The 15100-nt window shown below is 70.0% G+C and carries 11 protein-coding genes; 9 read left to right on the top strand and 2 right to left on the bottom strand.

The features are described from left to right. Nucleotides 1-26: 26 nt before the first annotated feature. From DFP85_RS15755 to DFP85_RS15715, 9 genes are all read left to right on the top strand, one after another. Entirely contained in the window at nucleotides 27-1457 is a 1431-nt protein-coding gene (locus tag DFP85_RS15755; RefSeq protein ID WP_243737324.1) for an N-acetylmuramoyl-L-alanine amidase, read from the top strand. 41 nt (nucleotides 1458-1498) lie between these two features. Then, entirely contained in the window at nucleotides 1499-3433 is a 1935-nt protein-coding gene (gene mutL / locus DFP85_RS15750; RefSeq protein WP_133637386.1) for a DNA mismatch repair endonuclease MutL, read from the top strand. A gap of 4 nt (nucleotides 3434-3437) precedes the next feature. Then, nucleotides 3438-4376, top strand: coding sequence for a tRNA (adenosine(37)-N6)-dimethylallyltransferase MiaA (gene miaA / locus DFP85_RS15745; RefSeq protein ID WP_133637385.1), 939 nt, complete (start codon nucleotides 3438-3440; stop codon nucleotides 4374-4376). Nucleotides 4377-4499: 123 nt separating this feature from the next. Continuing rightward, nucleotides 4500-4745: an RNA chaperone Hfq gene (gene hfq, locus DFP85_RS15740; RefSeq protein WP_106229908.1), complete on the top strand. Its 246-nt coding sequence runs from the start codon at nucleotides 4500-4502 to the stop codon at nucleotides 4743-4745. Between the two features lie 8 nt (nucleotides 4746-4753). Next, complete coding sequence (hflX, locus tag DFP85_RS15735) at nucleotides 4754-6070, top strand: ribosome rescue GTPase HflX (RefSeq protein WP_133637384.1); 1317 nt, start codon at nucleotides 4754-4756, stop codon at nucleotides 6068-6070. A gap of 156 nt (nucleotides 6071-6226) precedes the next feature. Continuing rightward, complete coding sequence (gene hflK / locus DFP85_RS15730) at nucleotides 6227-7447, top strand: FtsH protease activity modulator HflK (RefSeq protein ID WP_133637383.1); 1221 nt, start codon at nucleotides 6227-6229, stop codon at nucleotides 7445-7447. Beyond that, nucleotides 7448-8329 carry a protease modulator HflC gene (gene hflC, locus DFP85_RS15725; protein ID WP_133637382.1) on the top strand — a complete coding sequence of 294 codons (882 nt, stop codon included), beginning with the start codon at nucleotides 7448-7450 and terminating at the stop codon, nucleotides 8327-8329. It abuts the gene before it with no gap. Between the two features lie 188 nt (nucleotides 8330-8517). Next, nucleotides 8518-9714 carry an ATP phosphoribosyltransferase regulatory subunit gene (locus tag DFP85_RS15720; RefSeq protein WP_133637381.1) on the top strand — a complete coding sequence of 399 codons (1197 nt, stop codon included), beginning with the start codon at nucleotides 8518-8520 and terminating at the stop codon, nucleotides 9712-9714. A gap of 72 nt (nucleotides 9715-9786) precedes the next feature. After that, a complete protein-coding gene (locus tag DFP85_RS15715) occupies nucleotides 9787-11082 on the top strand; it encodes an adenylosuccinate synthase (protein ID WP_133637380.1) in 1296 nt (431 codons plus the stop codon). Between the two features lie 81 nt (nucleotides 11083-11163). Here DFP85_RS15715 and DFP85_RS15710 read toward each other — a convergent pair whose 3' ends face one another. Both DFP85_RS15710 and DFP85_RS15705 read right to left on the bottom strand, forming a co-directional pair. Continuing rightward, on the bottom strand, nucleotides 11164-13773 hold the full coding sequence (locus DFP85_RS15710) for a tetratricopeptide repeat protein (protein ID WP_133637379.1): 2610 nt from the start codon (nucleotides 13771-13773) through the stop codon (nucleotides 11164-11166). A gap of 49 nt (nucleotides 13774-13822) precedes the next feature. After that, on the bottom strand, nucleotides 13823-15076 hold the full coding sequence (locus DFP85_RS15705) for an alginate lyase family protein (protein ID WP_133637378.1): 1254 nt from the start codon (nucleotides 15074-15076) through the stop codon (nucleotides 13823-13825). Nucleotides 15077-15100: the final 24 nt, after the last annotated feature.

The following is a 15100-nucleotide window of genomic DNA, read 5'->3' as shown; positions in this document are numbered from 1 at the left end:
CACGCATCAGACCGCTAGGGCGCCTGATGGCCGGGCTGGGAGGGCTGCTGCTGTTGCTCGCCAGCGGCCTGGCCGATGCCGCCAGTGTCGACAACCTGCGCCTCTGGGCGGCGCCGGACCATGCGCGCCTGGTCTTCGACCTCTCCTCCCCGGCGCGGGCCAATGTCTTCAGCCTCGACAACCCGCGCCGCCTGGTGATCGATCTCGACGACAGCCAGCTCAATGCCGACGTCGACCGGCTGGACCTGGAGGGGAGTGCGATCAGCACCCTGCGCACCGGGGTGCGCGACGGCAATGGCCTGCGGGTGGTGCTGGAACTCGAGCGTGAGATCGAGCCCCGCCACTTCACCCTTGCCCCCAACGACCAGTACGGCCATCGCCTGGTGGTGGACCTGGAGTACCCCGGCGAGAGCGCCGTGGAGGACCCCATCGATCCCATCGAGGCGATGATCCGCGAGCAGGAGATCGCCGCCGACCGTGCCCGCAGCGAGGCGGTGGCTGAGGGGCGTAACCCCGCCGATATCGCCGCCGCCCAGGTACTGGAGCCGGCCAAGCCACACCCCAGGCGCGACATCATCATCGCCATCGATGCCGGCCATGGCGGCGAGGACCCGGGGGCGATCGGCCCCGCCGGCACCCGCGAGAAGGATGTCGTGCTGGAGATGGCCCAGCGCATGGCGAAGCTGGTCAACGCCGCGGAGGGGTTCCGGGCGGTGATGATCCGCGACGGCGACTACTACATCGGGCTGCGCCAGCGGACCCGCATCGCCCGGGAGCAGAAGGCCGACTTCTTCGTGTCGATCCATGCCGATGCCTTCAACAGCCCCAGACCCAACGGCAGCTCGGTCTATGCGCTGTCCCAGCGGGGGGCCACCTCGGAGACCGCCCAGTGGCTGGCCGCCAACGAGAATCAGGCCGACCTGATCGGCGGGGTCGACGGCAGCCTGTCGCTGGACGACAAGGATGAGGTGCTGCGTGGCGTGCTGCTTGACCTGACCATGACGGCAACCCTCAACGACTCCCTGACCATCGGCGGCCAGGTGCTCGACCAGCTCGGGCGGGTCAACCGGCTGCACAAGTCGCGGGTCGAGCAGGCCGGCTTCATGGTGCTGAAGTCGCCGGACATCCCCTCGCTGCTGGTCGAGACCGGCTTCATCTCCAATCCCGAGGAGGAGCGTCGGCTGCGCGACGGCGGCTACCAGCAGAAGATGGTCGAGGCGCTGTTCGGCGGCATCCGCGGCCACTTCCAGCGCAACCCGCCACCGGCGAGCCTGCTGGCCTGGCAGCGTGACCGTAATCGCAGCGCCGAGGGCAACGAGTATCGCATCCAGCCCGGCGACACCCTCTCGGAGATCGCGGCCCGTCACGGCGTGCCGGTGGCCCAGCTCAAGCAGGCCAACGAGCTCAACGGCGACGTGATCAGGGTCGGCCAGGTGCTGCGCATCCCCCGGACGTGAGGCCGGTGCCCCCTCTTCAGACCCGGACCCCTCGGAGCGACATGTCAGAGAAGCGACACATCCAGATCCTCGATCCCCGCCTGGCCAACCAGATCGCCGCCGGCGAGGTGGTCGAGCGGCCGGCGTCGGTGGTCAAGGAGCTGGTGGAGAACGCCATCGATGCCGGCAGCGGGCGCATCGAGGTCGAGCTGGAGAACGGCGGGGCCCGGCTGATCCGCGTGCGGGACGACGGCAGCGGCATCGGCGAGACCGACCTGCCGCTGGCGCTGTCGCGCCACGCCACCAGCAAGATCGTCTCCCTGGAGGAGCTCGAGGGCGTGGCCAGCCTGGGCTTTCGCGGCGAGGCCCTGGCCTCGATCAGCTCGGTGGCGCGCCTCGAGCTGACCTCCAATACCGACGAGGACCCGCGCAGCGGCTGGCGCGTGGTGGCCGAGGGTCGGCGCATGGAGCCGCGCGTGACCCCGGCCCCGCATCCTCGCGGCACCTCGGTGACGGTGCGTGACCTCTTCTTCAACACCCCGGCGCGGCGCAAGTTCCTGCGCACCGAGAAGACCGAGTTCGGCCACGTCGAGGAGGCCTTCCGGCGCCAGGCGCTGTCGCGCTTCGACATCGGCTGGGTGCTGCGCCATAACCACAAGACCCTCCACCAGCTGCCGGCAGGCGATGACCCGGTGGCCCGGGAGCGTCGCCTCCAGTCCCTGCTCGGCAAGGCCTTCCTGGAGAACGCCCTGCACCTGGACCTGGAGGTTGGGGGGCTGCGACTGTGGGGCTGGGTCGGGCTGCCGACCCACTCCCGCGCCCAGGCCGACCAGCAGTACTTCTTCGTCAACGGCCGCGTGGTGCGCGACCGCCTGGTCGCCCATGCCATCCGCCAGGCCTACCGCGACGTGCTCTTCCACGGCCGCCACCCGGTGTTCGTGCTCTACCTCGAGGTCGACCCCAGGGTGGTGGACGTCAACGTCCATCCCACCAAGCACGAGGTGCGCTTCCGCGACGGGCGAATGGTCCACGACTTCCTGTTCTCGAGCCTGCACCGCGCCCTGGGCGAGGCCCGGCCCGGCGAGGGAGGCGAACGCGACGAGGCGCGCGAAACGCCGGAGGCGGCGGACGGCGTGCGCGAGGCGGCGCCGGCCTGGCAGCAGCAGCCGATGGCGCTGCCGGGGCACGCGGAGCGTGAGGGGGCCCGTGATAGCGTGACGCCCGACCGGGTGCGGGCCTTTATGGAGGGCTACCGGGCGCTGCACCCCGACCATGAGGAGCGCCTGCTGACGCCCCAGCCGGCCGCCCCGGCCCCCGGCGGCAGCGCCGCGGGCGTGGCCCTCGAGGAGCGTCGCGCCGCGCAGGCGGCCCGTGCCCCGCGGCCGGCGATGCCCGAGGAGGACGCGACCCGCGCGCCGCCGCTGGGCTATGCCGTGGCCCAGTTGCACGGGGTCTATATCCTCGCCCAGACCGAGCGCGGCCTGGTGGTGGTGGACATGCATGCCGCCCACGAGCGCATCGTCTACGAGCGCATGAAGACCCAGGTCCACGGGGGGGCCCTCCAGGCCCAGCCGCTGCTGGTGCCGGTGTCGCTGGCGGCGAGCCCCGCCGAGGTGGCCACCGCCGAAGCCGAGCATGACGCCTTCGCGCGCCTCGGCGTGGAGCTCGACGTGGCCGGCCCCGAGACCCTGCTGGTGCGCCAGGTTCCGGTGCTGCTCGCCGAGGCCGACGTGGAGCCGCTGGTGCGGGACATGCTCGCCGACCTGGAGCGCTACGGTCGCTCCGACCGTCTCGAGGCGCGCATCAACGAGCTGCTGGCGACCATGGCCTGCCACGGCAGCGTGCGGGCCAACCGCCAGCTGGGGCTCGAGGAGATGAATGCCCTGCTGCGCGACATGGAGCGCACCGAGCGCAGCGGCCAGTGCAACCACGGCCGTCCCACCTGGACCGAGATGAGCATGAAGGAGCTGGACCGCCTCTTCCTGCGCGGGCAGTAGACCCATGAGCGATTCGCGCCCCCCCGCCATCCTGCTGATGGGGCCCACCGCGGCCGGCAAGACCGACCTGGCCATTGCGCTCCACGAGCGGCTGGGCTGCGAGCTGATCAGCGTCGACTCCGCCATGGTCTACCGCGACATGGACATCGGCAGTGCCAAGCCCTCGCCCGAGGAGCTGGCCCGGGCGCCGCACCGGCTGATCGATATCCGCGACCCGGCCGAGCCCTATTCCGCCGCCGAATTCCGCCAGGACGCCCTTCGCGAGATGCGCGCGATCGGCGACGCCGGCCGGGTCCCGCTGCTGGTAGGCGGCACCATGATGTACTTCAAGCGCCTGCTCGAGGGGGTGGCCAACCTGCCTGCCTCGGACCCGGCGGTGCGCGCCGAGCTGGAGGGCAGGGTGGCGCGTCTCGGCCTGGCGGCGCTGCATGCGGAGCTGGCCCGGGTCGATCCGGTCTCGGCGGCGCGCATCCATCCCAATGATCCCCAGCGGCTGATGCGGGCGCTGGAAGTCCAGCGCGTCAGTGGCCGCACGCTCACCGAGCTGTGGGCCGAGCAGCGCCGTGAAACCTTTCCCTGGCGCACGCTGTCGATAGGCCTTGCGCCGGCCGACCGTGGCGTGCTCCATGCGCGCATTGCCCAGCGCTTCAGGGCGATGCTCGACGCCGGGTTCATCGACGAGGTGGCGGCCCTGAAGGCGCGCGGCGACCTCGCTGCCTCACTGCCCGCCATGAAGAGCGTGGGCTACCGTCAGGCATGGGCCTGCCTGGAGGGCGAGTTCGAGCGTGACGAGCTCGAGCGGCGCGGGATCATCGCGACCCGCCAGCTGGCCAAGCGCCAGCTGACCTGGATGCGCAGCTGGCCGGGGCTCCACTGGGTCGACAGCCTGGGCCCCGATCCCCTGGGCGAGGTATTGAAACTCGTGCGCGAATTCGGCACTTAGCGTAAGATGGGCCTTTCGGTGGCCGGGTGAACAGGCCCCTCCGGGTATCCAGCGTTGCCCCCTGGCGGGAGCGACGACGACCGACATAACATCAACCCCCAGAGACACTTCAGGGAGAGCAACATGTCCAAAGGGCAGTCCCTTCAAGACCCGTACCTGAACATCCTGCGCAAGGAGCGCATTCCGGTTTCGATTTTCCTGGTCAACGGCATCAAGCTGCAGGGCCAGATCGAGTCCTTCGACCAGTTCGTCATCCTGCTGCGCAACACCGTCAGCCAGATGGTCTACAAGCACGCCATCTCCACCGTGGTGCCGTCGCGCAACGTGCGCTTGCCGGCCCCGGACGCGCAGCCGGACCCTGATGCGTGAGGTATTGATTGTTTTTTGAACGTCCCGACGCCGGCGAGACGGCGATCCTTGTCCATGTGGATTTCCAGGACGAGCAGGAGCGCGAGGATGCGGGCGAGTTCCTCGAGCTCGTGCGCTCGGCCGGCGCGGAGCCGGCCACCCTGATCACCGGCAGTCGCAAGCGCCCCGATTCCCGCACCTTCGTGGGCTCGGGCAAGCTCGAGGAGCTGCGCGAGGCGAAGGCGGTGCATCACGCCGAGCTGGTGATCTTCAACCATGGCCTGAGCCCCTCCCAGGAGCGTAACCTGGAGCGCGAGCTCAAGTGCCGGGTGATCGACCGCACCGGCCTGATCCTCGACATCTTCGCCCAGCGTGCCCGGACCCATGAGGGCAAGCTGCAGGTGGAGCTCGCCCAGCTCGAGTACATGTCGACCCGCCTGGTGCGCGGCTGGACCCACCTGGAGCGCCAGAAGGGCGGTATCGGCCTGCGGGGGCCGGGCGAGACCCAGCTCGAGACCGACCGTCGCCTGCTGCGGGCGCGCATCAAGGCGATCCACAAGCGGCTCGACAAGGTGCGCAGCCAGCGCAGCCAGAATCGTCGGGCCCGTTCCCGGGCGGAGATCCCCAGCGTCTCGCTGGTGGGCTACACCAACGCCGGCAAGTCCACGCTCTTCAACGCCCTGACGTCCGCCCGGGTCTATGCGGCCGACAAGCTCTTCGCTACCCTCGACCCTACGCTGCGTCGCCTGGAGATCGAGGACGTGGGGCCGGTGGTGCTCGCCGATACCGTGGGCTTCATCCGTCACCTGCCCCACAAGCTGGTCGAGGCCTTCCGCGCCACCCTGCAGGAGGCCGCCGAGGCCTCGCTGCTGGTGCACGTGATCGACGCCGCCGACCCTGACCGCGAACTCAACGTCGCCCAGGTCGAGGCGGTGCTCGACGAGATCGGCGCCCTGGAGGTGCCGACCCTCAAGGTGATGAACAAGATCGACCTGCTCGACAGCGCACCGCGCATCGAGCGCGACGGCGAGGGCCGGCCCGAGGTGGTCTGGCTCTCGGCCCGCGAGGGCAAGGGGCTCGAGCTGCTGGAGCAGGCGCTCTCGGAGTGCCTGGCCGATGACATCATCGACTTCGAGCTTAGCCTGGCCCCGGAGCAGGGCAGGCTGCGGGCCGGGCTGCACGACCTCGGCGCGGTGCGCGGGGAGCGCTTCGATGACGCGGGTCACACCCTGCTGGAAGTGCGCCTGCCACGGCGTGACTTCCTGCAGCTGATGGCGCGACTGGGCGAGCGTGCCGACGACTACCTGCCGGCCGCGCTGCAGGCGCCGCCGGTGTGGGAGGCGTGACGCGACGGGGCCGGTCGGTCCGCTGGCGGGCAGGCCAGCAGCCACAACACGACGACAGGGACGCCGGGCTGCGCCGGGCGATACCCGCAGGTTCGCAACCGACGTCCGTCGCCGGCACTGCCGGTGGCGGAATGCAACGCATAGTGGAGACGACGTATGGCCTGGAATGAGCCTGGTGGTGGCAACCAGCACGACCCCTGGAGCGGGGGTGGCCGCGGTGGCAGTGGCGGCGGGGGCAAGGGCGGCGGCAATCAGGGGCCGCCCGACCTCGACGAGGCCCTGAAGAAGTTTCAGGACAAGCTCAACAGCATGCTGGGCGGCCGCGGGGGCAAGAAGGGCGGTTCCGGCGGCAAGGGCGGCGGTGGCAAGCCGCGCAATGCCTTCACCCTGCCGGGCCTGCTGATCGTGGTCGCCCTGGCCATCTGGGCGGCCTCCGGCTTCTATCTGGTCGACCAGTCCGAGCGCGGTGTGGTGCTGCGCTTCGGCAAGTTCCAGGAGGTCGTCACGCCCGGCCTGCAGTGGAACCCGCCGCTGATCGACGACGTGCGCATGGTCAACGTGACCCGCGTGCGCTCGCTGACCCAGACCCAGTCGATGCTGACCCGCGACGAGAACATCGTCGAGGTCGAGATCTCGGCCCAGTACCAGGTCGCCGACCCGCGCGACTTCGTGCTCAACGTGCGCAACCCGCAGCTCTCCATCGAGAACGCCCTGGACAGTGCGCTGCGCCACGTGGTCGGCGGTACCGACATGATCGATATCCTGACCTCCGGGCGCGAGATCCTCGGCAGCTCGGTGGCCAGTCGCCTGCAGTCCTACCAGGACAACTACGGCACCGGGATCCGCCTGCAGACCATCAACATCGAGTCCACCTCGGCGCCTGACCAGGTCATCGATGCCTTCGACGACGTCATCCGGGCCCGCGAGGATCGTCAGCGCACCATCAACCAGGGCATGGCCTACGCCAATGCCATCATCCCCGAGGCCCAGGGCCAGGCGCAGCGCATCGTCGAGCAGGGCCAGGGCTACCGCGAATCCGTGGTCGCCGAGGCGCGTGGTCAGGCCAGCCGCTTCAATGCGCTGCTCGGCCAGTACGAGAACGCGCCGTCGATCATGCGTGAGCGCCTCTACCTCGATGCCCTCAGCGAGGTGTTCTCCAATACCTCGAAGGTGATGGTCGACGTGGCCGAGGACAGCCCGCTGATGTACCTGCCCCTGGACCAGCGCCCCGGCGGCGGCAGTGCCGGCAGCAATGCCAGCCAGGGCGAGCAGGGCGAACTGGACCCCCGCGTGCTGGAGCGCATGCGCTCCGGCCAGTCGTCGAGCAGCAACAGCAGCAACAGCAGCAACAGTGGAATCCGCAGGGAGGGCCGCTAAATGATCAACAATCGATCCCTGCTCATCGTCGGTGGCCTGGCCGCCGTGGCGTGGCTGGCCAGCAACAGTCTCTACGTGGTCGACGAGACCGAGCGTGCCGTGAAGCTGCGCTTCGGCGAGATCATCGAGGAGAACATCCAGCCCGGCCTGCACTTCAAGGTGCCGATCACCCAGACGGTGCGCACCTTCGACACCCGGCTGCTGACGCTGGATACCGACCCCAGTCGCTACCTGACCCTGGAGCAGAAGGCGGTGATCGTCGACTCCTACGTCAAGTGGCAGGTGGTCGACCCGACCCAGTACTACGAGGCCACGGCCGGCGACGAGCTGATGGCCAGCCGGCTGATCCAGCCGCGGGTCGACGAGAGCCTGCGTAACGAGTTCGGCCGCCTCGACCTGCAGCAGATCATCGCCGAGCGTCGCGATGACCTGATGACCGGGCCTACCGAGGACCTCGACGAGCTCATGCGCGACGAGCTGGGCGTGGCGATCCGCGACATCCGCGTCAAGCGCATCGACCTGCCCGAGGATGTCTCCTCGGCGGTCTATGAGCGCATGCGCTCCGAGCGTGAGCGCGAGGCCCGCGAGTGGCGGGCCCAGGGCCAGGAGGAGGCCGAGCGGATCCGCGCCAATGCCGACCGCCGCCGTCAGGTGCTGCTGGCCCAGGCCAACGAGCGTGCCGAGACCCTGCGTGGTGAGGGCGACGCCGAGGCGGCGGCCATCTTCGCCGATGCCTACGGCAAGGACGAGGAGTTCTTCAGCTTCTGGCGCAGCCTCAACGCCTACCGCGACAGCTTCGCCGGTGACGACAACATGCTGGTGCTGGACCCCTCCAGCGACTTCTTCCAGTACCTCAAGAGCCCCCAGGGCGGGGCCGAGTGACGGACCCGGCGGGCGGTGCGCCGCCCGCCGGCCGGGGTTCAACCGGCCCGCAAACGTGGTAGAATCCTTGAACCGGGCGTGGCCCGGTTTTTTTGTGGCCTCTCCACTCCCGGCGCTCCCGTTCGCCAGCACGCCTCGCGCGACTCGGGCTCGTCGCAGGCCAACCATCGTCTCGCAGGATGAACGACATGACCATCGCTGACCGCTGGCTGCTCCCCGACGGCATGGACGAGGTACTGCCGCCTCAGGCCAGTCGCATGGAGGAGCTGCGCCGCGCGCTGCTCGACCTCTATCACCGCTGGGGCTATGACCAGGTGATGCCCCCGCCGGTGGAGTTCCTGGACTCCCTGCTCACCGGCACCGGTACCGACCTCGATCTGCAGACCTTCAAGCTGACCGACCAGATGACCGGCCGCATGATGGGCGTGAGCGCCGATGTCACCCCCCAGGTGGCGCGCATGGATGCCCACTCCCTGCGCCGCCAGGGGCCGGTGCGGCTCTGCTACTGCACCAACGTGCTGCGTGCCAAGGCCGACCAGCACCAGGGCGGTCGCAGTCCGGTGCAGGTCGGCGTGGAGCTGTTCGGCCATGCCGGCCTGGAGGCCGACCTGGAGATCCTGCGCCTGGCGCTGGCCAGCCTCGAGACCGCCGGGGCGACGGAGATCCACCTGGCGCTGGGTCATATCGGCATCTACCGTAGCCTGGTGCAGGCCGCGGGGCTGGATGCCGACCAGGAGCGTGCCCTGTTCGACGCCCTGGCCCTCAAGTCGCCGGGCGAGCTGGCGTCACGCGTGGAGGAGAGCGTCCGAGATCCGGGGCTGGCGGCGATGTTCCGCGCCCTGGGCGACCTGCACGGTGGGCTCGAGGTGCTGGAGGCGGCCCGCGAGGCCTTCGAGGAGGCGCCCCAGGCCGTGGGCGCGGCGCTGGACCAGCTGCGTGCCCTGGTCGACGGCGTACTCGCCGAGTACCCCGGGGTCGAACCCTACTTCGACCTGGCCGAGCTGCGGGGCTATCAGTACCACACCGGCATGATGTTCGCCGCCTACGTGCCGCACTACGGCCAGGCGCTGGCCAAGGGGGGGCGCTACGACGACACCGGCCGCGCCTTCGGCCGTGCTCGGCCCGCCACCGGCTTCTCCATGGACCTCAAGCTGCTGGCCACCCTGGCACCCGAGGAGCCGGAGCCGGACGGCATCTGGGCGCCGGCCGAGGGCGAGGGGCTGGCGGAGGCCCTGCAGGCGCTTCGCCAGCAGGGCGAGCGGGTCGTCCAGGCGCTGCCCGGGCAGCGCACCGGGCCGGCGGAGCACCGCTGCGATCGCCGGCTGGAACGTATCGACGGTCGCTGGGAGCCGCGCCTCCTGGAGACTTCACAGGACCGGGCCTGAGGGCCCGCGGTCAATGACCTCGGCCCTGGGCCTTTCCACGGGCGCGGTGCCGCAACGAGAGACGAGAGCACAATGGGCAAGAATGTAGTCGTACTGGGCACCCAGTGGGGTGACGAAGGCAAGGGCAAGGTCGTCGACCTGCTCACCGAATCCGCGTCGGCGGTGGTGCGCTTCCAGGGCGGGCACAACGCCGGCCATACCCTGGTCATCGACGGCGAGAAGACCGTCCTGCACCTGATCCCCTCGGGCATCCTGCGCAACGACAAGATCTGCGTGATCGGCAACGGCGTGGTGCTGTCGCCCGAGGCGTTGATGGAGGAGATCCGCGAGCTGGAGAGCAAGGGCGTGCCGGTGCGCGAGCGCCTGCGCCTGTCGCCGGCCTGCCCGCTGATCCTGCCGTACCACGTGCGCCTGGACCAGGCCCGCGAGAAGGCCCGCGGCATCGCCAAGATCGGCACCACCGGCCGCGGCATCGGCCCGGCCTACGAGGACAAGGTGGCGCGCCGTGGCCTGCGCCTGGGCGACCTGCTCCACCGCGAGCGTTTCGCCTCCAAGCTCGGCGAGGTGCTGGATTACCACAACTTCGTGCTGACCCAGTACCACGGCGAGAAGCCGGTGGACTTCCAGCAGGTGCTCGACCAGGCGATGGGCATGGCCGAGGAGCTGCGGCCCATGGTCTGCGATACCGTGAGCCTGGTCCACGAGATGCGTCGCGCCGGCGAGAACATCCTCTTCGAGGGGGCCCAGGGCTCGCTGCTGGACATCGACCACGGCACCTACCCCTTCGTGACCAGCTCCAACACCACGGCCGGCGGCACCGCCACCGGCTCCGGCGTCGGGCCCCTCTACCTGGACTACGTGCTGGGCATCACCAAGGCCTACACCACCCGGGTCGGCTCCGGGCCCTTCCCCACCGAGCTGTTCGACGACCACGGCCGCCACCTGGCCGAGAAGGGCCACGAGTTCGGGGCCACCACCGGTCGCGCGCGCCGCTGCGGCTGGTTCGACGCCGTGGCCCTGCGTCACGCCGTGCAGATCAACTCCGTCTCGGGTATCTGCCTGACCAAGCTCGACGTGCTGGACGGCCTGGAGAACATCCGCGTCTGCGTGGGCTATCGCAGCAAGGACGGCGAGGTGCTCGACACCCCGGTGGACTCCGAGGGCTATGAAGCCATCGAGCCGCTCTACGAGGACCTGCCGGGCTGGAGCGAGTCCACCCTGGGGGCGCGTCGCGTCGAGGACCTGCCGACCAATGCGCGCTCCTACATCAGCTTCCTGGAAGAGAAGGTGGGGACCTCCATCGACATCATCTCCACCGGGCCGGATCGCAACGAAACCATCGTGCTGCGCAATCCCTTCGAGGGCTGAGCGCCGCCTCGAAAGCCCTGCTGAAACGCGAAGGCCGGCCCCCTCGGGGGCCGGCCTTCGCGTTGCGGGGGCGACAGCGGGTCACTCCGCCGTGGCCACCTTCAGGGCCTCGGCGGCACTCTCGTCGGAGAGCAGCTCGTGGAGGGTCTGCAGCGCCATGCCGCTGTCGCCCTCCATGACGCCATCGAGCCACACCAGGGCCTGCTCGCGGCTGGCATTCTCCAGCCCGTTGGCCGCCAGGTAGGCCTTGGCCAGCGCCAGGCGGGCGCTGGGGTGGCCCTGCTCGGCCGCCTTCAGCAGGTAGTCGGCCCCCTGGCGAACGTCCTGCTCGAGGTTCTCGCCGCGGATGTACTCCCGTCCCAGGGTGGCCATGGCACCGGGGTGACCCTGGTCGGCGGCCTCCTCGAGCAGGCGCCGGCCGCGTTCACCGTCGCGGGGGACGCCGTTCTCGCCGCGCAGCAGCACACGGCCGAGGTTGGCGCGGGCGGAGAGGTCGCCGCTCTCCACGGCGCGGTTCAGCCACTCCTCCGCCTTCTGCGGGTCGGCCTCCACGCCATTGCCGGCCAGGTAGGCCTGGCCCAGCAGCTGGGCCGCATAGGGATTGCCGGCCTCGGCCGAGGGGCGCAGGTAGGCGATGCCCTGCTCGGGGTCGGCGGCGACGTGCTCGCCCTCCAGGTAGGCGCGCCCCAGGGTCAGCCGGGCCCCCTGGTTGCCGGCGTCGGCGGCGGTGCGCAGCAGCGTCATGGCCCGCTCGGGGTCGCTGTCGAGGAGCATCTCGCCGAGCTCCGCCCGCGCCCCGTTGTGGCCGGCATTGGCGGCGCGGGTGAGCCAGGTCCGGGCGTGCTCGCGGTTCTGCTGCACGCCCTGGCCCTCGAGGAAGGCGCGCCCCAGGTCGGCCATGGCGCCGGGGTGGCCATCCTCGGCGGCCTCGATCAGGGCCCGGATGTCGCCCTGGGCGCCAAGGTCGCGGTTGACGCGGGTCATCGCGTCGTCGGCGGAGGCGTGGCCTGCCTCCCGGGCGCGGGTCAGCCATTGGGTGGCCTTGTCCAGGTCCCGGGGGAGGCCGCCCTCGCCCTTGCGGTAGGCGCGGCCCAGCACCACCATGGCGTAGCCGTCGCCCTGCTGTGCGGCCTGCTGCAGCAGTTGCAGGCCGCGCTCCGGCCGGGGCTCCAGCGGGCCCTCCAGGTAGGCCTCGCCGAGCGCGGTCATGGCGGAGGTCTCGCCGGCGTCAGCCGCCGCCTGCAGCAGCTGCTCGCCACGGCTGGGATGGAGGGGCAGTGTCTCGCCTTCCAGGTAGGCCTGGCCGAGCAGCGCCAGGGCACCGCTCTGTCCCTGGTCGGCCGCCTGGCGCAGCAGCGCCTCGGCCTGCTGGGGATCGGCGGTCACGCCGCGGCCATTGAGGTACGCATCGCCCAGCTGCTGGGTGGCCCAGGGATGGCCCAGTTCATGGGCGCGTTCCAGGTAGTCGACGGCGATGAAGGGCTGGCTGGGGGAGAGCTCGTCGTTCATGTAGAAGTCGCCCAGCGCGGCAAGGGCCAGGGGATGATCCTGTGCCGCCGCTTCCTCGAGCTGGGCCACGCCGCGGCGGGGATCCTCGCCCTCGATCAGCAGGCGCCCCAGGTGCACCCGGGCATCCGTGGAGCCCTGCTCCGCGGCACGGGTCAGCCACTGGCGCGCCTCGCCGGGGCGGCGGTCGACCAGGAACCCGCCGAGCTTGGTCATGGCATCGACATCGCCGTTGCTGGCCGCCTCCTCGAGCATGGCGATGCCCTGCCGGGTCTCCCCGGCGTCCAGCATGGCGCTCCCGGCATTGCCCAGCGCATCCTCGTCACCGGCCTCGGCCGCCTGGCGCAGCCAGTGCAGGCGCTGTTCGGGCTGGTCGCCGAGCAGGCCGTCGGGGGCATGCAGGCCCGCCAGGCGTTGCATGGCATCGGTCTCGCCGGCAGTGGCGCGCTTCTGCAGCGCCTCGGCGTAACGCTGGGCGTAGTCCATGGCGCGTTCGGGCTTCTCGTCGAGCCAGCCGCCGGGGGCATGGGCCTCGGCCAGTGCCCTGAGCGCCTCCTCCTGGCCCTGCTCGGCCTCGATGGCATAGAGCCTGGCCGCCCGTTCGGGGTTTGCCGATACCCCGTCGCCGCCTTCCCGCAGCAGTTCTGCCAGCATCACCCGCTCGTCGCGGCCCACCTCCTCTTCCACGGCCAGGCGCAACAGGTGGTAGGCGAGCAGGTCGTTGCGCTCGACCCCATCGCCCTCGCGATAGAGCTTCGCCAGGTTGAGGGCGGCATGGCCGCGAACGTAGGAGGGGGTGCGCACCGCCCGGGCATAGTGCTCGGCCGCCCGGGCAGGGTCGCGTGGCATGGCCTCGCCCTGGTCGTAGAGCTTGCCCAGCTCGTAGTGCGCCTGGGGAAAGCCCTGGTCGGCCAGCGAGGTGAGCAGCCGGATCGCCTCACGCGGGTTGCCGGCGGCGGCCGCCTCGTCGGCCTTATTGACGGTCTGCTTGTGCATCCACTCGAGGTTGTGCGGCTGGCCATCCTCGAACCAGGCCTGGTAGCGCTCGGGCAGGGGGGCGGTGGCCTGGGGGGCGCTGTCGGTGACGGCGCATCCCGCGAGCAGCACCAGCAGGCTGGCCGAGGCCATCAGGCGCAGGCCCCGGGCATGCGGGAGGACGGTGATGTCGGTAGGGGTCGTATTCATGGTGTTCGGTCCTCGCGGTGATCGGTGGATGACGGCTGACAGCGGGGCATCACTCCTGACCCAGCCCCTTGAAGGCGGTGGTCTCCTGCTTCTCCTCGTCGAGGACGACATGCTGCTGTGCCTCGGGATCCATGAAATAGAGGGTCATGTAGCCGCCGGCACTGCGGTTGTAGAGGGGGCGTATCCGGCGGATGAAGTCCTCGACGCGGGGGTCGTCGAAGCGCTCGAGATAGATCTCCATCCAGGTGAAGTACTGGGGATCCTTGAGAAAGCCGGTGTACTGCTCGAGGGGGGCGTAGTCGCCCAGGGCGGCCGGGTCGTCGAGGATCGCGAACAGGAAGTCGATGGCGTCATGAATGGTGTGGCCGTCGACCTCGAGTTCGAAGATGTCGTAGCCCTGCCGGGCGATGACCTGCATGTTGGTGATCAGGTAGAGCAGGCCATAGTTCTGGTAGTGGGTGGCGCGACGTCCCCGGGAGACCTCCAGCGGGAAGGCGCCTTCCTCGGTCATGTCATGCAGGGCGGCATGGATGGCGCTGACCCCGAAGCGGAAAAGCTCGTTGTCCTCGGTCAGCACGCCGACCATGCTGGCGTAGAGCGCCCGGCGGTAGAAGTGGTTGTTGCAGCAGCTGTTGCCCTCGCCGCCGGGGATGTCGGCATGCTGGTGGGCCAGGCCGTTGAGCCACGCCTCGACGCGCTCACGCTCCTCCTCCATGCCCTCGACGAAGGGGCGCACGTTGGCATAGGCCATGGCCGCGGCGAAGATCATCGATTCGGTGGCGAACCAGGCCTGGGGCTCGAGGGAGTCGTAGTAGAAGTCGGTCAGGGCCTCCTGCTGCGCCCAGTGATCCAGGAAGCGCACCAGGCACTCGGCATAGTAGTCGTCGCCGCTGGCGACGAAGCTGCCGGCCAGCATCGAGACGTTGTCCTCGAACTGGAACAGCGGCTCCGACGCGAGTTCCCACGCCTCGGGGCTGGGATAGTAGCCGGGAACCCGCAGGTGGGTGGTGATGGGCTCATACTCCATGAGTTGCTGGCAGCTTGGCCCCCGGGAGAGGTCGTCGATCTCCTGGAGCAGGATGGCGTTGTCGGTGTCGGCAAGTTCCTCCATGCGTGCCGCCACGTCGAAGTAACCGGCATCGGGGGCGGTGACGCGATAGTCCGAGAGGTCCAGTGCCTCGCGCTCCTCGATGGTGAGGATGTCCATCTCCTGGGCGCCTGCGCTGCTCGACAGCCCGGCGAGCAGCAGGGCCAGGGCAGCCGTGAGCGGCCGATGGGGCAGTCTGGGACGGGCATGGGGCATGGCAGGGTGACTCCTTGTGATACG

The sequence above is a fragment of the Halomonas ventosae genome, from assembly GCF_004363555.1.
Taxonomy (GTDB): Bacteria; Pseudomonadota; Gammaproteobacteria; order Pseudomonadales; family Halomonadaceae; genus Halomonas; species Halomonas ventosae.
The sequence above is the reverse complement of the archived record's forward strand: the minus strand, read 5'-3'. Positions and strand labels throughout refer to the sequence as shown.